This window comes from Desulfuromonas acetexigens (assembly GCF_900111775.1).
Classification (GTDB): Bacteria; Desulfobacterota; Desulfuromonadia; order Desulfuromonadales; family Trichloromonadaceae; genus Trichloromonas; species Trichloromonas acetexigens.
On record NZ_FOJJ01000004.1, the window covers coordinates 1 to 17,143 of the forward strand.

Consider the following 17,143-nt stretch of genomic DNA (forward strand, 5'->3'; position numbering starts at 1 on the left):
TGCGGCAGGTCAGTTTTGCCGAAGCACTCCGACTGCTCTTGAGCCATCTGGAGCAGGTGTTGAAGACTTTCGCCGAACTCCCGACCGCCTCGCTAAGGGGGATGCTGGAGGACTTCATGGCCCAGATCCCGGCCTTGTTACGACGAGCAACGCTACTTCCGGCCCATGTCTTTTGAAAGATCATTTTGATTTCAGGGCTTTAGGCCCTGTCATACTGCTGCGAAAGTTGAGATAATAAACTCTGTCGGCGTTATTGGAACCGACAGCGATCAAGGCAACTGCCGACCGCGACCGTAATTCCCCACGCAGTGGCAGACGTTTTTTTGCCTACTTTTTGTCATCCAACAAAAAGCAGGTCGCCTGTCAGGGCGAGTCCCGACGGTTTTAAACCGCCCCCTAACGAAAACGGCCCCGAAGGAGAACTCCTCGGGGCCGTTCTTTTGTGCTAACGCCATCCTTTCTCAGGCCGCGAACTTGACGCCGATCGTATTCTCCCGCCGCCAGACCACGCGGATCTTGTGCCGGCCGATCTGGCCGTATTCGAGAACCCCCTCGGTCCCCGGCTCCACCGGCTGAGGCACGGCCAGCATCACGCCGCCGGCGTCACTGTAATTGGAAACCTGACAGGGGACGGCGACGTTATCCCCCAGCATCAGGGTCGCCGGTTCGGCGCCGAGATCGCGTCGGGCGGCCCGGCGCTCGCGGAAGATCGGCACCAGCAGCTCGCCGATGCGGAGGGTCGGGCGCGGGTTGTTCTGGTCGATGATCGTCCCGGGATCCTGCCCGGGGGCGACGATGTTTTCGGGACGGTAATCGAGATGGGGTTGCAGCAGGCGCTTGATGACGCTTTCGTGCACCATCTCCCCCATATCCGGAAATTGGCCGATAGGCCGGGGATAGGGCTTGACCCGCAGAGCCTGAAGGAATCGGTAGCCGAGGGAGAAAGAATCCTCCAGCTTGCCGGCGTATTGAGGATCGACTCGTTTGCTGTCCCTGAGATACTTATCGTCGAAAAACAACCCCTCTTCCCGCGCCCGGTCGACCATCCAGACCAGAGCCAGGTCGGAGAGTCCGCCGTCGGCATAACCGCCGCCGATATTGGAATGGACCCCGGCGAACCAGACCTGCCGCACGCTTTTCTGCCCGGTGCGCCGGTCCCAAAGGGCCGGGGCGAAGGGGCCGCGCCGCTCATCGACGGCCAACGCCTGGCAGGCGTTCTCCACCAGGCTCGACAGGGCGGCATCGTGAAAACCGACCCAGAGTTTTTTGGAAATTGTCCCGAGCATGGGGGTCGGCGCGCCGAGGGCGCCGACGGTGTCCCAGACGCCGAGAAACCTGATTTTCGGCCAACGGCGCGGCAGATCGATCAGGCGCAGATGGTATTTGGAAGAGGCGCGTTTCTCCGGCGGGGTGCGGTAATAGGCATAGGCGTCGGGAAGATGGTCGAGGTCGTTCTTGTCGAGCAGCCCGACGGCATCGAGCATGCCGGAAAGACAACGCACGGTGTAGGCGCCCCGGCTGAAACCGAAGCAGAAGACTTCATCCCCCTCGACATAGTTCAGGGCGAGAAACTGATAGGCCTCGCGGATGTTGCGGGAGATGCCCAGGCCGGTGCCGCCGCCGAGGTATTTATCGACGTAGCCGAAGGCGCCGGTCCCCACCCCGCGACCGTAATAGACGACCTGATCGATCCCTCGCGCATCGTCCCGGGGTTCGATGGCCCGCACCAGCTTGACCACGTTGGTCGGCACCCGCCGTCCATTCTTCATCTTCTCCGGCTCGTTCCAGGTTCCGTCGCAACAGATGATGATTCTCTTGCTCATTTGTACCTCCCGGCGGCTCCGCCGCCCGCGATCTTCAGGGATCCTCCCGACCGTTTCCGTCGCCCGGCGAAACGGTTACGGACTGTTAATTTTAATCGCCGCCGGCGGCCTCCGCAAGAAGAGAAACGACGAATAATTTGTCTTGACAACTTTACAGATTATTGGTTAGATGCCTTCAACTTCTTCGTAAAGGCATCCCGATGCTCGACCCCCAATCCCCCACCCCCCTCTATCACCAACTGGCCGAACGGCTGGCGGCCGCCATCCGCGCCGGGGAGTTCGCGCCGGGCGAGCGCATTCCTTCGGAACCGCGACTGGCGACGGCGTACGGCATCGGTCGGCCGACGGTGCGCCAGGCCCTCGACGCCCTGGTGCGCCAGGGGCTGCTCAGCCGGCGGCGGGGTTCGGGTACCTATGTGCGCGAAGCGCCCAAAGAAATCGATCTTTTCTCCCTCGACGGCACCAGTGCCTCCTTCCGTAAGCAGGGGCTGGCCATAGAGAGCCGCCTGTTGGGCCAGGTTGCGCGCCGGAGCATCGCCGATGGCGAACGCCATCCCCTCGCCGGACGCGAAGTCTTCACCCTGACCCGCCTGACCCGCAGCGACGACACCCCGGTGCTCCTCGAAGAGCTCGACCTCGACGCCGTCCTCTTTCCCGGCCTCGACCGCCTCGATCTCGCCGGGAAATCCCTCTCGGCGCTGGCGGCGGAGCGCTATTTTCTGCGCCCCTCCGGCGGCCGCCAGAGTTTCGCCATCGACTATCTCAGCGGCGAGCGCGGCCAGCGTCTGGAGGTCTCCGCCGAGACCGCCATCCTGCGGGTCGAGCGCCTGCTGCACTTTCCCCAGCGCGAAGCCGGTTTTTTTTCCCGGCTCTACTGTCGCACCGACCACTTTGTCTTCTCCCAAACCCTTGGAGGTTTCAACCATGCGTAACCGTGGCTATTACGCGGAATTCGGCGGCGCTTTCGTCCCGGAAATCCTGGCCGCCACCTTCGACGAGCTGGAGGCCGCCTTCGACGCGGCAAAAAACGACCCGAATTTCTGGGCCGAATATGTTGAGATCATGTCGACCTACTCCTGCCGCGCCACCCCTTTGACCTTCGCCGAAAATCTGACCCGGCATTTCGGCGGGGCGAAAATCTATATCAAGCGCGAGGACCTCAACCACACCGGCGCCCACAAGGCGAACAACGTCATGGGCCAGGGGCTGCTAGTCAAGCGGATGGGCAAGACGCGAGTGATCGCCGAGACCGGCGCCGGTCAGCACGGCGTCGCCACCGCCACCATGGCCGCCCGCTACGGCCTGGAGTGCACCATCTACATGGGCGAGGTCGACGTCGAACGGCAGCGCCCCAACGTCTTCTGGATGGAGCGCCTCGGGGCGACGGTAGTGCCGGTCAAGGACGGTTCGCGCACTCTCAAAGACGCCATCAACGAGGCCTTCCGCGACTGGGTCTCGAACATGGACAATACCCACTACGTCCTCGGCACCGCCTGCGGCCCCCACCCCTTCCCGGAGATGGTGACCTATTTCCAGTCGATCATCGGCCAGGAGGCGCGCAAGCAGATTCTCGAACGGGAGGGCAAACTGCCCAAGCGGGTCTACGCCTGCGTCGGCGGTGGCAGCAACGCCATGGGGCTGTTCTCGGGATTCATGAACGATCCGGTGGAACTGGTCGGCGTGGAAGCCGGCGGCCATGGAATCGACTCGGGGATGCACGCCGCCCGGCTGGCCTCGAAGGACGCCAGCATCGGCGTGGCCCAGGGCTACAAGACCTATTTCCTGCAAAATAACGACGGCCAGATGCAGGAAACCCACAGCATCGCCGCCGGCCTCGATTACGTCGGCGTCTCGCCGATTCTCTCCCATCTGCACACCAGCGACCGGGCCCGTTTCGAAGCGGCCACCGACCGCGAGGTGATCGACGCCCTGGCCCTGACCATGCGCAAGGAAGGGCTGATCCCGGCCCTGGAGTCGTCCCACGCCTTCGCCCAGGCCTTCAAGGAAGCGCCGACGCTGGCCCCCGACGACCTCATCATCGTCAATCAGTCCGGGCGGGGCGACAAGGACATCTTCACCGTGGCCGACGCTTTCGAGGATCCGGCCTGGCGGCAATTCATCCGACACAAGGCGGAGCAATATCATGCTTGAGACCACCATCCGCGAACAATTGAAGAGCAAAGACATCCTGCTGATGACCCACATTGTCATCGGCTACCCGTCGCTGGAGGATTCCTACCAGATCGTCAAGGCGATGGTCGAGGCCGGGGTCGATCTGATGGAGTTGCAGATCCCCTTTTCCGAGCCGATCGCCGACGGCCCGGTGATCCTGCGCGCCAACCAGGAAGCGCTGGCCACCGGCATCACCGTCGAGCAGTGTCTCGATTTCGCCGAGCGGGTCTCCCGGGAGTTCGACATCCCCTTCCTCTTCATGACCTACTACAACATCCTCTTCAAATACGGGGTGGCGAAATTCGCGGCGGCCATGGCGGAGCGCGGCCTGAAAGGGGCCATCGTCCCCGATCTACCGCCGGAGGAAGCGGGGGACTATCTGCGGGCAATGGCCGCAAACGGCCTCGACCCGATCTTCATCCTCGCCCCCAACAGCCCCGACTACCGGCTGAAACTCATCGCCGAAAACGCCGGGGGCTTCGTCTACTGTGTCGCCCGCAAGGGGGTTACCGGCGCCCACACCGAATTCTCGCGGGATCTCGACGCCTATCTCGCCCGCTGCCGGCAGGCCACCGAACTCCCCTTGGCCCTCGGTTTCGGCGTGGGCAGCCGGGAGGATGTGGAGTTTCTTAAGGGTAAGGCCGATATCGCCGTGGTCGGCAGCCAGGCGATCCGGGTCTTCGATCGTGACGGGGTCGAGGCGGTGGGGACCTTCCTCAAGGGCTTGCGCTAGGCAAAGGGCGAGCCGTCATGAACTCCCGACCGCCGGCGGAGCTTTCCGCCGAAACCTCTCCGGAAGGCGCCGCCCGCCGCCGTGCCCGCCAGGGACTCACCCTGGGGCTGCTGGCCTATATCAGCTGGGGCTCCTTTCCGGCCTTTTTCAAACTGCTCAACGCCGCCACCCCGCTGGAAGTGGTCAGCCACCGCATCTTCTGGTCGGCGGCCTTCCTGCTTCTGCTGGTCGGCCTGTCGCACCGGCTCGGACCGCTCTGGCGCGTGCTGCGCGACCGGGGAACGCTCCTTACCCTCGGCGGCTCGACCCTGCTCATCGCCGCCAACTGGTCGGTCTTCATCCTCGCCGTGCAACGGGGCCAGGTGCTGCAATCGAGCCTCGGCTATTTCATGACCCCGCTGATCAGCGTGCTGCTCGGCTTTCTCTTCCTGCGGGAAAAACTGACCTTGTGGCAACGGATCAGCGTCGGTCTGGCCGCCCTCGGTGTCCTCAACCTCGCGCTACAGCACGGCAGCATTCCCTGGATCGCCCTGGTCCTTGCCACCACCTTCGGGCTCTATGGGCTGTTGCGCAAACTGGCGCGGGTCGACGCCCTGCTCGGCCTGACCATCGAAACCCTCCTTCTCACCCCCTTCGCCCTGGGCTACCTGATCTATCTGCAGTTCACGGAACAAGGCGTCTTTCTCGCCGGCTCCCCCGATCTCAACCTGCTCCTCCCCCTGGCCGGAGTCGTCACCGCCCTGCCTCTGCTCGGCTTCATCGGCGCCGCCCGTCGCCTGCGCCTGTCCACCATCGGCTTCCTCCAGTACATCACCCCCAGCCTCCACTTCCTCCTCGCCGTCGGTCTCTACAACGAGGCCTTCTCCCGTAGCCATCTCATCAGCTTTCTCTGCATCTGGGCCGCCCTCGCCGTCTATACCAGCGATGCCCTGTGGCAAGGGATGGGAAGGGGTTCCGACAAAGACAAACAAGCGGCCTGATCGGCGGCGTGTTTTCGCTCAGGGGATGGGCGAGACGGAGTTGGAGGGGAATATCGGGCGATGGAAACAAGTCGGAGAAAGGCCCGACCCCGACTGCCCCCTCTTGCCTTCCTTTAAAATGTCATTTATAGTTCGCAAAAAACGAACTAGAGGATACAATGTCATATCAATACGAGCAGTTCGATACCGCATTGCGGCTGCTGAATGGACGGTTGGCCATCGCAGGTTCCCCCAATTACAACCTGGTCGTGTGTGGTGGCACGGCCCTGGTAGCAACTGAAATGGCCATGCGAGCCACCCGGGATGTCGACATCGTCGCGCTGGCGAACGACGCGGGGGAGCTGATCGACCCCGCGCCGCTTCCGGTGGAATTGGTCAAAGCAGCCAAAGAGGTGGCGGAGGATCTGGACCTTCCCGCCGATTGGCTGAACAACGGACCGAGCAGCGGCGACGGGGGACTCTATCGTCTGGGCCTTCCCGAAGGTTTTGCCGACCGATTGCAATGGCGGTGGTTCGGTGAAAAGTTGACCGTCGCGTTCATCGGCCGGATCGACCAGATTTTTTTCAAGCTTTACGCGGCCGTCGATCAGTTCGGCAGCTACCATGCCACCGATCTTCAGGCGTTGGAGCCGACGGACGGAGAATTGCTGGCGGCCATCGCCTGGTCAACAACCCACGATCCCTCCGAAGGCTACAAGGAAAGCATCCGCATGTTTTTCCGGGAGTTCGGCTATGCCCATCTCGTTGAGCGAATTTAAAAAAACCGTCCTCGACCAACTGCTTGACCTGCTCTGGCGGCAATGGACCGCCCTTGGCGTCTCCGGCTATGGGCTGTCCGAAGAGTCGCGGGTGATCGACCCGGAGGCGCTGTTGCTGCTGACCATGACGGTTGCCCGCTACGATGCCCGGCTCTTTGATGAAGTCCTGGACTGGTTGGAAGTCAACGGAAATTTCATGAACATCCAGCGCCTGCAGAATCTGGTGACACAATCCGGCTTCCAAGCCCAAGCGGAACTCAGCGCCGTCGCGGAGATGCTTGGGCGCAAATCCTCGGTGGTGCTCAAGTGGAAAAAACTGGCGACGAAATACGCGCGAAAAGAGGAATCGCCCCTTTTCTTCATGAAGGATGGGCGACCGATGCCGACGCCGAAAGAATGCGATGAAATTTTCCGTCGCCATGGGCTATTGCGGCCATCGCTTCAAACGCGGGGTCTTTCCCAACCGTTCCCTAGAGAAGGGATGCCGGCCCTGCTGTTGCGCTTGCGGGCGCTCTTTGGCGTGAATCTTCGGTGCGAAATCCTTTGTTTGCTCGGGTCGGTCGATGAAATTCATCCTTCGCGGATCGCCAAAGCGATCGGGCAGGGGCCACGCTCGACCCAGAATGTTCTGGTCGAAATGGTTCACTCCGGGGTGGTACAGGTACGCAGCAGCGGTCGCGAGAAACGGTACGCTCTGGCCCCGGAAACCCTCGACAAGCTATTGCGCCCCAATGGCTTGACCCCGTGGGTGAATTCCGTTCCGCTGTTTCGTGCCTTGGAGATTCTCTGGCTGGGCGTGGCCGACCCTAAACGCCAGGAACTTGATGCGCTGATGCTGGCTTCCGAGTGGCGGCGGTTGGCGAAAGAGATCGGGCCGTTGCTGGGAGACGCGGGACTGGGACAACCGTTAAGGGGAGCTTTTTCGTTCCCAGGCGAAAAATATTATGAGGTTTTTGTCGAGGACATCAGCAAAATGCTGGCATCGTTGTAGCGGTTGCCACGATCCCGATTCCGAAGAGAAAACTTGACCGGGCGTCTTTCCTGTCATCTTCGGGAAGTTTTTGCGGGAGGAAAGAGACGATGCGGCGACGGGGAATGTGGCAAAGAAAGACCTGACCCCGGCGTTGGGGCACTGGAGCGGTGTTTCGGGGGATGCGCGACGGTGGGCAGCTAGCGGGGGTCGAGCCCGTGGGCGCGGAGCTGTTCGGCATCGAGATTGTACAGGGCGTCGATAAAATGAACCTGCATGCTTCCCGGCCCGGCGGCTTTGGCGGCGGCGAGCTCCCCGCAGATGCCCATGACCGTCATGGCATGGCGGGCGGCCGTCAGCGAATCGCCGTTGACCGCGCAAAAGGCCCCGACCAGCGCCGTCGCGGTGCAGCCGAGACCGGTGACCTTCGGCATCAGCGGATGGCCGTTGCGAACCAGGAATTTCCTCTTGCCATCCACCAGCAGATCGACCGCGCCGCTGACGACGACCGCGCAGGAATAGCGCCGGGCCAGCAGCAGCGCCGCGTCCTCGGCGGCATCGGCCGCTGCCGAGCTGTCGACCCCTTTGGTGCGCACGGCACTTCCCGCTAGGGCCATGATCTCCGAGGCGTTCCCGCGAATGACGGCGGGCGCCACCCGGCCGAGCAGGTCGAAACAGGTCTGGGTGCGAAAGGTCGTGGCCCCGGCGCCAACCGGGTCGAAGACAATGGGAATCCCCCGCTCGCGGGCGGTCGCCATCGCCGTCGCCATGGCCTCGATCCATTCCCGCGCCAACGTGCCGATATTGATCACCAGCGCCCCGGCGAGAGCGGTCATCTCGGCCACCTCTTCCACGGCATGTGCCATGACCGGCAGGGCGCCGACGGCCAACAGCGCGTTGGCGGTGTTGTTCATCACCACGAAATTGGTGATATTGTGAACCAGCGGCGCCTCTTCCCGCACGCGCCGCAGATCGTTCCAGAGCTCGTCCACCACGCTACTTCTCCTGCCTCGTCAAAGTCCTTGAGCATTCCTGAATCCGCCAGGACGGTGTATCCCCTCTTTCAAGGTGCATAGCTCATTGACTCAGCTTCGCGCTTGCAAGTCGATTAAGGCTGACATGGGCTTCGGCCGCCTCCATCGCCAGTTGACGGTGTACCTCGGGCGGGACGCGCACCATGAATTTGCCGCTGAAATGCTTGGTTGAAAGCGGTTCGGGCACTTGCTCGCCATTTTCCGCCATGTCGCACACAACTTCCGCGACAAGCTTGCGAATACCTTTGAGGGCGGCCTCGGGAGAAGCCGCCAACCAACTAAGGCTCGGAAACTCAACACAAAGACCAACGTGTTCGGCGTCTTCTTCCGACCAAGTGACCCGGTAGGTATATTTATCAGCGTTCTCCGCCATGTTCGATCTCCAATCGTTCGATTGCCTTGAGAACCTGTTTCACCTGATAGGCTTTCGCGCATCCCTTGCGATTCTGGATGTTGACACGCGGGTCGCCGATCCAAGGTGTTTTGTAGACTCGATGACTTCCGCTCGTCTGCCGTGCCTGGCCGAAAAAGTAATCGCAGACCTTGCACAGATCGGCAAAACGGACGCCCCCAGGATTCTCGCGCATTCGCGCAATCAGATCAGCAATCGGCGCCATGGATAAATAGTATCCTTATTGATACCACTCGTCAAGGGATGGAAGGTGGGGTGACCCCGGTCATCAGGACAAGTTGGCGGTGTTGAAGATCACCCCGAAATTGATGATGTTTCAACTTGTCAACTTGGAAGCCTGACCCAAAATTCGCCTCCTGACCCAAAATTCGCCTCAAAATTCGCCATCAGGTCAGGTTGGCGGCTATCTCCCGACAGACGCCTATGACCGTTAGGGCACGGCCGGCAGCGCGTTGGCGGTGTTGTTCATCACCACGAAATTAAGGGTGTTCAACTTGTCAACTTGGAAGCTTGACTCCGCGACTTTCTTGATGCATGTGATTGTTAGATTTTTTTCTCACTTAGTATTTTTTTTGCTTCTTTTAAATCAATTTTTGCCTTATGACCATGTTTATCCAATAGATGTAGCAAATTGCTACCATTCAAAAGCGTGAGCGGCTTTCCTTTAGCGAACTCGTACGCATCTGGACCATAGTCCGCTGTAGTAACCAAGATTCCTTTGGTTGCACCTTCGTTAACAGTTGTACCATATAAATCTCTTACTGCTGACACGCCAACTACGTTGGTATATCTCTTTGCCTGAATTACAATTTTCCCACCGCGAATTGGGTCTGGGTCGAACGCTATAGCATCGACACCGCCATCTCGACTAGCCTGGGTTATCTTGACTTCACCGCCAGAACTTACAAATTCTTTCTCGAAGATTTCCCTTATCAAGTTTTCAAAATCTTGCCAATCCATTGCTGCAAGATTGTCCGCACCGCCAACTTCATCTACAACGGCATATGCGGTGACAAATCGCCTATCATCTTTGTTTATGTTTATGATTGGTGCCACGGGGGAAAGACCATGCAACTTGCTACTGCCGACCCCCTTTAATTGCTTAAAGCATGCTTTTGGGTCAACTTTTTCAAGATTAATTGCTAAAAACTCATCTTTTGCAGCCTGTAATGACATAATACAAGAATTAACATTTTTGCCTGTTGCCTTGTCTACAGATTCTACCCAGCCATTAAAAACGATTGATTCAAGTGCATTTGCAACATCTGCCTCATACAATTCATGTATGGTTCTGAGAGCAATTTGATACAACAGATCATCATACAATTTATTTAATGCTGCTGCGGATATGTGTGTTTCTGAAAACTCATCCCTCGTCGCAATATATTTGACGCTTTTCAATGTTGGGATTGAATCAATATCAGGCAAAGAGTAGTCAACAATAATAATCTTTGTTTTAGGCTGGTATTCAATGTCCCATTCTTGTGGGAAACAATCTGGATAGACTGAATTGCTAAGCACCATTTCGCAGTAATCTGAAACAGCACCCTCTTCCTTGTTAAAATACTGCTCTTTTTTGACTTGTATTATACTATTGTTTGACTTCTGCTTTATTTCGTAATCAGTTTTTTCTTTCTCCCATAGCTCAACGCTTTTGACAAATTTAAGCTCCATTTCCTTTTTTGCCAACTCCCAAGCCTTTAAGCTCTCTGAATATTTTAATTCATTCTGTGAGTTACCGAATTCTGCCTTTTTCTTTGCTTCAACCCATAAGCTACGATCCGCCAAATAACTGTTTTCAGCTTCCTTTTCTTTCTGTTTTCTACGACTAGAAAAAATCTTATCAAAAAGTCCTAACTTGGCCAAATATTTTGGATCAGATCTTTTTGGCTCCTCGGGAAACGTTATGGGGCTGTTTTTTTTTGGTGCCGGTATACTTTGAAATTTTCCTGGTTTTGGTTTGGAGAATGGCTTTTTATCTTCTAGTGATGACCAATCAATTGCATCATCGACTGACAGGGTATGAATCAGTGTAGATTCCAAATCATCAAGCGCCCTTTGCGCCTCTTCTGTTTTGATAATGGCTAGCTCTTTTTGCTCCTCTTTACTTTTTATCGCCGCCTCCCGTTCACATTTTTTTGATTCAGAAGCTTTTTTTTTCTCCCACATATCATCCCATGCGAGCTTTTGAGCAGCAGCTTTCTGTTCTACAACATATTTATCAGAACCCCGGATATGTCGATATTTATTCAGTCCCTCGTGCCGAACTTCAATTTCCCAAATTTCGCGATAAGCCATTCTTCGATGTCTCCATTTTTTCTAAATTTAACATAGAGGTGGTTTGCGAAAAGCTGTGTTATAACACGGTCTGCTTCGCGCCATCGGCAAAATTCTTAAACATCTCCCAGCACTTCTAACAAAGGGATTCTACCGGGTCAGGCTTCCAAGTTGCCAAGTCATCTCATCGAGGACCGCTTTCAGCGGCCATCCTCCTCTTTGTCAACCTGAACGCCTGAACCCTGGTTGCTGCATCAACCCCGTTGCCCACAAAAAGCAAAAAGCCACCTGTTCGGAATGAAATCCGAAACCGGCGACTTTTTCAGGATCAATCGGAGTTTTTCACGTTACCCCCTCGATCAACCAAAACGGGACCATCACATATTAGAGACGTTTTTTATAGCCTCTCCCTTAAGTCTTGTCAATTTCCCTTTTCAGTGCTTGAAACCGGCCAACCGGACGAGTATCATCAAAAAAGATGATCATTATTACAAGAGGTGCTTTTATGAAAAAACAGACTCTCGTCTCCGTTCGCCTATCCGATCCCGTGGCCGAGCGCCTGGAAAATCTCGCGCACGCCACCAACCGCTCGAAATCCTTTCTTGCCGCCCAGGCAATCGAAGAATTTCTCGCCCTTCAGGAATGGCAAGTCGCCGCGATTAAGGAAGGCATCGACGCGGCCGATCGTGGCGAACTCGTCAGCCACGATGAAGCCGTCGCCGAACTGAGCCGATGGGGCAAAAGCCATGCGGATTGATTGGACACGTCCCGCCATCGACGATTTGCGCGACGCGGGCGAATACATCGCCCGCGACAACCCCACGGCGGCCTCCCGCATGGCCTCCCGCGTCGTGGAAGCCGTCGAATCCCTTGCCGGTCAACCCAACATCGGGCGCCCCGGCCGGGTCATCAACACCCGGGAACTCGTGGCCACCGGAACTCCGTTTCTCATTATCTACCGGGTGCAACTGGGAACACTCCAGGTCTTGCGCGTTTTGCATCACGCTCGCCGCTGGCCGGAATAACGACTCGCGCAGCGGCAAAAGCGGATATCCGCCCTCCCCCTCTCCCGCCTCCGCACATCCCCCTTGAAAAGCGCACAAATGTTCTCTATAGTCACTCCAGAGAACACCCGTACACCAGGAGGCCATCATGCGCACCCCCCAGTCCGATCCCGAATACCTCGCCCGCCTGCAAGACTACTTCGCCCGCTGGAAGACGATTCCTTCCTACGAACGGCTCTGCGCCCTCTGGGGTCTGGCTTCCCGGTCGGCGGCGGGAAAGGTGCTGGAGCGGCTGCGGCGGGCGGAGTTTCTGGAGCGCACGCCGGACGGCGCCTGGGTGCCGGCTCGGCGCTTTTTCGAGCGGCAACTGGCGCGGCAGGTGGTGCAGGCGGGGAGTCCGGCCGCCGATGTGGAGGCGGGGATGACGGCGCTGCTGCTCGACGATCTGCTGGTCGATACCCCGTCGCGCACCCTGCTGGTCAGGGTGCGGGGGGAGTCGATGCGCGAGGCGAACATTTTCGACGGGGATATGGTGATCGTCGAGCGTCAGGCGGAGGCGGCGCCGGGGGAGATCGTGGTGGCGCTGGTGGATGGCGAACTGACGGTGAAACGGCTGCTGCGGGACGGCGGAGGCTGGCTGCTGCACCCGGAGAATCCGGAGTTCGCCGACATCCGCCCCGAGGGGGAACTGACCCTGGTGGGGGTGGTCACCGGCCTGGCCCGACGGCTGCGCAAGGGGCCGGCATGATCCGTGACATTGGCGTTGAGCCGCCCTCGCCGCGACTGGAGCCGACCGGCTTCGCCTCCCCGGCGGCGGATTACCTGGAACTCGGCATCAGCCTCGACCGCAGCCTCATCGACCATCCCGAGGCGACCTTCTTCTTCCGGGCGGCGGGACCGGCCCTGGCCGGGGCGGGGATTTTCGACGGCGACCTGCTGGTGGTGGACCGCAGCGTGACGCCGCGCTCCGGGCATATCGTCGTCGCCGTGGCCGACGGCGAATTCGTTCTGCGCGAGCTGCGCGCCCTGGCCCGCGAGGCGCGCGGCGAAGTCACCGTCTGGGGAGTGGTCCGCTGGGCCATCCATCGCCTGTGTCCCTCGCCCTGATCGACTGCAACAACTTCTACGCCTCCTGCGAGCAGCTCTTCCAGCCCCGCCTCATTGGCAAGCCGGTGGTCGTCCTCTCCAACAACGACGGCTGCGTCATCGCCCGTTCCGCCGAGGCGAAAGCACTGGGCATCCCCATGGCCGCCCCCTGGCATACCCTGACGGCCCTCGCCCGCCGTCACGGCATCGTCGCCCTCTCCAGCAATTACGCCCTGTACGGCGATCTCTCGGCGCGGGTGATGAAAATTCTTTCCACCTTCAGTCCGACGCAGGAAGTCTACTCCATCGACGAGTGTTTTCTCGATCTGGCCGGCGCCCAGCCAACGCCGGGGGCGTGCGGTCGAATCATCCGCGATGAGGTGCGGCGACTGGTGGGGATTTCCGTGGGGGTCGGCCTCGGCCCGACCAAGACCCTGGCCAAGTTCGCCAACCACTGCGCCAAGAAACGCCCCGAGTTCTCCGGGGCCTGCGCCCTGGGGGAACTCTCCCCCGCCGAGATCGACGGTCTGCTCGCCTGGGCGCCGGTCTCCGAGGTCTGGGGTGTTGGCGGTCGCCTGACGGCGCGGCTGCAAGCCCTCGGCATCCACACCGCCCTCGACTTGAAACGGGCGGCGCCTGGACATATCCGGAAGGCCTTCGGCATCACCCTGGAACGCACCCTGCGGGAACTCAACGGCGAACTCTGCTATCCCCTGGCCGCCGGACCGGCCGCGCGCAGGCAGATCCTCTCCTCACGTTCCTTCGGGCAACTGCTTACCGAGTTCGCCCCGCTGGAGGAAGCGGTCACCGCCTACGCCACTCGCGCCGCCGAGAAGCTGCGCCGGCAAGGCCTGGTGGCCGGCTCGGTCGGGGTCTTCGTGCAGACCAACCCATTCCGCACCGATCTCCCCCAGTACCACGCCTCCCGGCATTTCCCCCTGGAACCGACCGCCGACACCCGCCTGCTGGCCCAGGCCGCGCTGCAAGGCCTGCGCGTCATCTACCGCCCCGGCTTCGCCTACCAGAAGGCCGGGGTCATCCTCACCGAACTGCTTCCCAAAGAGTTGCGTCAGCCTACCCTCTTCGAGGATGGCGCGGCGCTGGCCGGATCCCAGGCACTGATGGCGGCGATGGACCAGATCAACCGGGCCTACGGCCGGGGGACGGTGAAACTCGGCGCGGAAGGCAGCGACCCGCGCTGGGCGATGCGCGCCGAACGGCGCACGCCCCGTTACACGACGCACTTGGAGGAACTGGCGGTGGCGAAGGCGGTCGATTGACGCAAAACAGCCGAAGCGAATGTTACGCTTCGGCTGTCGTGATGATCGGTCGGGATTGTCGCTCTGTCTTAGCGGGCCGACTCTTCGGCGGCGCTGCCGCTGGTCACGCCCTGGATGATGCCGGAGAGGAGCATCACGGCGGGAACGAGTTGGGTGGCGACGATCAGGCCGAGGAAGCCGAGAAACAACCAGACCAGCAGGCCCCCGCCGGAAGCGGCGCCGGTAGCGGCAAAAGCGGAGGTGGCGACGGTCGACAGGACGGCGGTAGCGGCGGCGATGCGAGCGATGGCGTTCATGGTGTTCTCCTTTATCTCAAGTCGTTCAGTTCGTCGTGGCAAGAATCAACGGTTGCTGGAGGTCGCGGTTTCTTCCCGGGGGGCCGTAACCCCTTTGGCCATGCCGAAGAGAACGAGCAGAGCCGGAACCAGCTGTACGGCGATGATCAGGCCGCAGAAGCCGAGGAAGAGCCAGACCAGGATGCCGCTGCCGTCGGGGCGACCCGAGGCGGCGAAAGCGGAAGTGGCGACGGTCGACAGGACGGCGGTGGCGGCGGCGATGCGGGCGATGGCGTTCATGATGTTCTCCTTTTTAGTATGGGATCCGATGGATTCGGGTTCGTTGCGGGTTGTCTGTTTACCGATGGCTGCCGGCTTCCTTGTTCCCTTTGCCGAAGATGCCCTTGGCGCCGGTGATGAAGAGGGTCAGACCCGGAAGCAGCTGGGTCGCGATGATCAGGGCGAAGAAGCCCAGGAACGCCAGGGTTACCAGACCGAAGCCGGAACCTTCGGCGGAGCCGGAAGCAAAAGCGGTGGAAGCCGAGGCGGCGATGAGAATCAGAGTCGAGAGAGTGCGTTTCATGATGTGCTCCTTTCCAAGGCCGTTGTGCCTTGCTGTTGTCTTTCTATATAGCGAGGAGCATGCCAAACCTGAGAATAAACTTAAAAAAATTATAATATGCTGAAATGACTAGGATTTATTTTGGCTGAAGGTGTTGGGGAGGGATGGAGGCGGGGTTAAATCGTATGAATAAAATATACTTATTCTCGTTATTCACAATCCATTAATTATACTTAAAAACAGTCTAAGTATCCGAAATATATGAATAAAAGGTCAAATATGGGGTGTATGGGGATTTTATTCAGGGTGTATGGAGGGAAGACCGGAGGGCCTATTGCTTCTAGAGGGCACCTCTTGAAGGGATTGGCCCCAATCTTTCGACTTCAGCAAGCACCGCTTCAGCGGCCTGTATCAAATCAAGAACAAGTCGATCATTGACTTCGAGAAGACCCTCGTATTCTCCCCGGTTACGCAGGTTGTGGCAGTGAGCCAGAACACGCCAGACTTCAGGACCGACACCGATCGTGTGCTGAAGACACTGAAAAACGATATAGCGGTTTTCCGAACGATAACCGTGCCGGCGAAGAGCGGCAAGCGACAAGGCATGTGCGGCATTGTAAGCCAGGTCGAAACGACTCTCCAACGACAGACCATCCATCCTGGAGTCCTTGAGCCGCGTGCGCCCGGAATGGAGAAGACCATCGAATTCTTTCTGATCTCCTGGTTCCTGCTTTATCTGACCGATGTCTAGCAGGTTCTTAAACTGTGGGGAGGTCATCTTTCGATCCGATCAGAAAAATTTTGGGTTGCTCGATCACCCTGACAACAAAACTGTTTTCCGCAATCATCTTGCTACGGAACTCTTCAACAGTATAAATCGTCGGGTTGAGCTGTCTGCCCAATTGGGGTTCCAACTCAGAAAAGCTGACCAGCAGGTCCGGGTAGGTCAACTGGTCTGAAATCAGCATCAAATCGATGTCGCTTTCAGCGTTGTCTGAGCCCTTCGCAACGGAACCGTAGATGAAGGCCACTTTGATCTTGTTTTTGAATTGCTCCAGGGCCAGATGCAACGGATCGGCAAGACCGAAGGTTTTGCGGACGATTCCTTTTAGCTCATCGAACACAGGCGATGACGGGTTTGCCTGGTAATGTTTCTGGTTGCCGATCTTTTTTACCGTCACAAGACCGGCCGTTGAGAGCTTTTCCAGTTCTCGCAGGACAGTGCCGGTGCCTATTCCTGCCTTGTCGACAATCTCCTTCGAATAAAAGCTTTTTTCCGGCTGCCCGAAGAGAAGACGCAACAGCTGCTGCTGTGTTTTGGTAAACAGCGCATCGCTGATACTGAATGTTTTCCTGTCAAAACTTCCCATATTGGGAACCATATAACCCAAAATGGGATAATACAAGCAGATTTTTCTCAGGAGCACCCGTGGATGTGGTTTGGCAACCCACTTTTTGACGGTATCCGGATTTGGAAGTTTCGGAAAATACCACAAAAAATACCGTCAAACTTATCGGCTGAAGTTGTTTGTCGCTGGACAACTCCAAACGACAAAAACAGAAAAACCCGCCATTTGGGCGGGTTTCCCATGTCTTTGCAGACCTTGCTGAATTGTTACTTGGTACCGAAGGCCGGACTCGAACCGGCACGCCCGGAAGGCATCGGTTTTTGAGACCGACGTGTCTACCGATTCCACCACTTCGGCAAAGTGGGTGGATTATAGAGAGGGCCGGAGCGGCGGTCAAGTTTTTTTCTGCCGTTTTCTCCCCGGCGGCG

21 protein-coding genes and 1 tRNA gene are annotated in these 17,143 nt (G+C 58.5%); 11 read left to right on the forward strand and 11 right to left on the reverse strand.

What is annotated here, in order from left to right; translation table 11 throughout:
- Positions 1–461 precede the first annotated feature (461 nt).
- Complete coding sequence (locus tag BQ4888_RS03890) at positions 462–1,823, reverse strand: T6SS phospholipase effector Tle1-like catalytic domain-containing protein (RefSeq protein WP_092053934.1); 1,362 nt, start codon at positions 1,821–1,823, stop codon at positions 462–464.
- 200 nt (positions 1,824–2,023) lie between these two features.
- On the opposite strand from BQ4888_RS03890, the gene BQ4888_RS03895 reads away from it, so the two are divergent.
- The 6 genes from BQ4888_RS03895 to BQ4888_RS03920 all read left to right on the forward strand — a co-directional run bounded on the left by BQ4888_RS03895 (position 2,024) and on the right by BQ4888_RS03920 (position 7,457).
- Entirely contained in the window at positions 2,024–2,755 is a 732-nt protein-coding gene (locus BQ4888_RS03895) for a GntR family transcriptional regulator (RefSeq protein WP_092053936.1), read from the forward strand.
- Entirely contained in the window at positions 2,748–3,974 is a 1,227-nt protein-coding gene (gene trpB, locus BQ4888_RS03900; RefSeq protein ID WP_092053938.1) for a tryptophan synthase subunit beta, read from the forward strand. Before BQ4888_RS03895 ends, trpB begins: the two co-directional genes overlap by 8 nt.
- Positions 3,967–4,728, forward strand: a complete 762-nt coding sequence (gene trpA, locus BQ4888_RS03905; RefSeq protein WP_092053940.1) for a tryptophan synthase subunit alpha — start codon at positions 3,967–3,969, stop codon at positions 4,726–4,728. The genes trpB and trpA overlap by 8 nt, the downstream gene beginning before the upstream one ends.
- Before the next feature lie 17 nt (positions 4,729–4,745).
- Positions 4,746–5,708 (forward strand): EamA family transporter RarD, encoded by a 963-nt coding sequence (rarD, locus tag BQ4888_RS03910; RefSeq protein WP_092053943.1) that lies wholly within the window; start codon positions 4,746–4,748, stop codon positions 5,706–5,708.
- 158 nt (positions 5,709–5,866) lie between these two features.
- Complete coding sequence (locus tag BQ4888_RS03915; RefSeq protein ID WP_092053946.1) at positions 5,867–6,466, forward strand: hypothetical protein; 600 nt, start codon at positions 5,867–5,869, stop codon at positions 6,464–6,466.
- Positions 6,441–7,457 carry a helix-turn-helix domain-containing protein gene (locus tag BQ4888_RS03920; RefSeq protein WP_092053948.1) on the forward strand — a complete coding sequence of 339 codons (1,017 nt, stop codon included), beginning with the start codon at positions 6,441–6,443 and terminating at the stop codon, positions 7,455–7,457. The genes BQ4888_RS03915 and BQ4888_RS03920 overlap by 26 nt, the downstream gene beginning before the upstream one ends.
- A 179-nt stretch (positions 7,458–7,636) precedes the next feature.
- On the opposite strand, the gene thiM is transcribed toward BQ4888_RS03920, so the two are convergent.
- From thiM to BQ4888_RS03940, 4 genes are all read right to left on the reverse strand, one after another.
- Positions 7,637–8,431: a hydroxyethylthiazole kinase gene (gene thiM / locus BQ4888_RS03925; RefSeq protein ID WP_092053951.1), complete on the reverse strand. Its 795-nt coding sequence runs from the start codon at positions 8,429–8,431 to the stop codon at positions 7,637–7,639.
- Positions 8,432–8,513: 82 nt separating this feature from the next.
- Positions 8,514–8,843: a type II toxin-antitoxin system HicB family antitoxin gene (locus BQ4888_RS03930; protein ID WP_092053953.1), complete on the reverse strand. Its 330-nt coding sequence runs from the start codon at positions 8,841–8,843 to the stop codon at positions 8,514–8,516.
- Positions 8,827–9,087, reverse strand: a complete 261-nt coding sequence (locus BQ4888_RS03935; protein WP_092053955.1) for a toxin HicA — start codon at positions 9,085–9,087, stop codon at positions 8,827–8,829. Before BQ4888_RS03935 ends, BQ4888_RS03930 begins: the two co-directional genes overlap by 17 nt.
- A gap of 338 nt (positions 9,088–9,425) precedes the next feature.
- Positions 9,426–11,180, reverse strand: coding sequence for a restriction endonuclease (locus BQ4888_RS03940; protein ID WP_092053958.1), 1,755 nt, complete (start codon positions 11,178–11,180; stop codon positions 9,426–9,428).
- Between the two features lie 484 nt (positions 11,181–11,664).
- Here BQ4888_RS03940 and BQ4888_RS03945 point away from each other — a divergent pair, with 484 nt between their 5' ends.
- The 5 genes from BQ4888_RS03945 (at position 11,665) to BQ4888_RS03965 (ending at position 14,529) form a co-directional block, all read left to right on the forward strand.
- On the forward strand, positions 11,665–11,916 hold the full coding sequence (locus tag BQ4888_RS03945; RefSeq protein WP_092053960.1) for a CopG family ribbon-helix-helix protein: 252 nt from the start codon (positions 11,665–11,667) through the stop codon (positions 11,914–11,916).
- Positions 11,906–12,184, forward strand: a complete 279-nt coding sequence (locus BQ4888_RS03950; RefSeq protein ID WP_092053962.1) for a type II toxin-antitoxin system RelE/ParE family toxin — start codon at positions 11,906–11,908, stop codon at positions 12,182–12,184. Before BQ4888_RS03945 ends, BQ4888_RS03950 begins: the two co-directional genes overlap by 11 nt.
- A 127-nt stretch (positions 12,185–12,311) precedes the next feature.
- The gene (locus BQ4888_RS03955; RefSeq protein WP_092053964.1) at positions 12,312–12,911 is read left to right on the forward strand and encodes a LexA family protein; all 600 of its coding nucleotides are present in this window, start codon (positions 12,312–12,314) and stop codon (positions 12,909–12,911) included.
- On the forward strand, positions 12,908–13,270 hold the full coding sequence (locus tag BQ4888_RS03960) for a S24 family peptidase (protein WP_092053966.1): 363 nt from the start codon (positions 12,908–12,910) through the stop codon (positions 13,268–13,270). The genes BQ4888_RS03955 and BQ4888_RS03960 overlap by 4 nt, the downstream gene beginning before the upstream one ends.
- Positions 13,255–14,529 (forward strand): Y-family DNA polymerase, encoded by a 1,275-nt coding sequence (locus tag BQ4888_RS03965; RefSeq protein WP_092053968.1) that lies wholly within the window; start codon positions 13,255–13,257, stop codon positions 14,527–14,529. The genes BQ4888_RS03960 and BQ4888_RS03965 overlap by 16 nt, the downstream gene beginning before the upstream one ends.
- 68 nt (positions 14,530–14,597) lie before the next feature.
- Here BQ4888_RS03965 and BQ4888_RS03970 read toward each other — a convergent pair whose 3' ends face one another.
- The 6 genes from BQ4888_RS03970 to BQ4888_RS03995 form a co-directional block, all read right to left on the reverse strand.
- A complete protein-coding gene (locus tag BQ4888_RS03970) occupies positions 14,598–14,825 on the reverse strand; it encodes a hypothetical protein (RefSeq protein WP_092053971.1) in 228 nt (75 codons plus the stop codon).
- A gap of 45 nt (positions 14,826–14,870) precedes the next feature.
- A complete protein-coding gene (locus BQ4888_RS03975; RefSeq protein WP_092053973.1) occupies positions 14,871–15,104 on the reverse strand; it encodes a hypothetical protein in 234 nt (77 codons plus the stop codon).
- Between the two features lie 58 nt (positions 15,105–15,162).
- A complete protein-coding gene (locus tag BQ4888_RS03980; protein ID WP_092053975.1) occupies positions 15,163–15,387 on the reverse strand; it encodes a hypothetical protein in 225 nt (74 codons plus the stop codon).
- 319 nt (positions 15,388–15,706) lie between these two features.
- Entirely contained in the window at positions 15,707–16,144 is a 438-nt protein-coding gene (locus BQ4888_RS03985; protein ID WP_092053978.1) for a hypothetical protein, read from the reverse strand.
- Positions 16,125–16,772: a nucleotidyltransferase domain-containing protein gene (locus BQ4888_RS03990; RefSeq protein ID WP_205748043.1), complete on the reverse strand. Its 648-nt coding sequence runs from the start codon at positions 16,770–16,772 to the stop codon at positions 16,125–16,127. The genes BQ4888_RS03985 and BQ4888_RS03990 overlap by 20 nt, the downstream gene beginning before the upstream one ends.
- Positions 16,773–16,986: 214 nt before the next feature.
- Positions 16,987–17,072, reverse strand: a tRNA-Leu gene (locus BQ4888_RS03995).
- Positions 17,073–17,143: the final 71 nt, after the last annotated feature.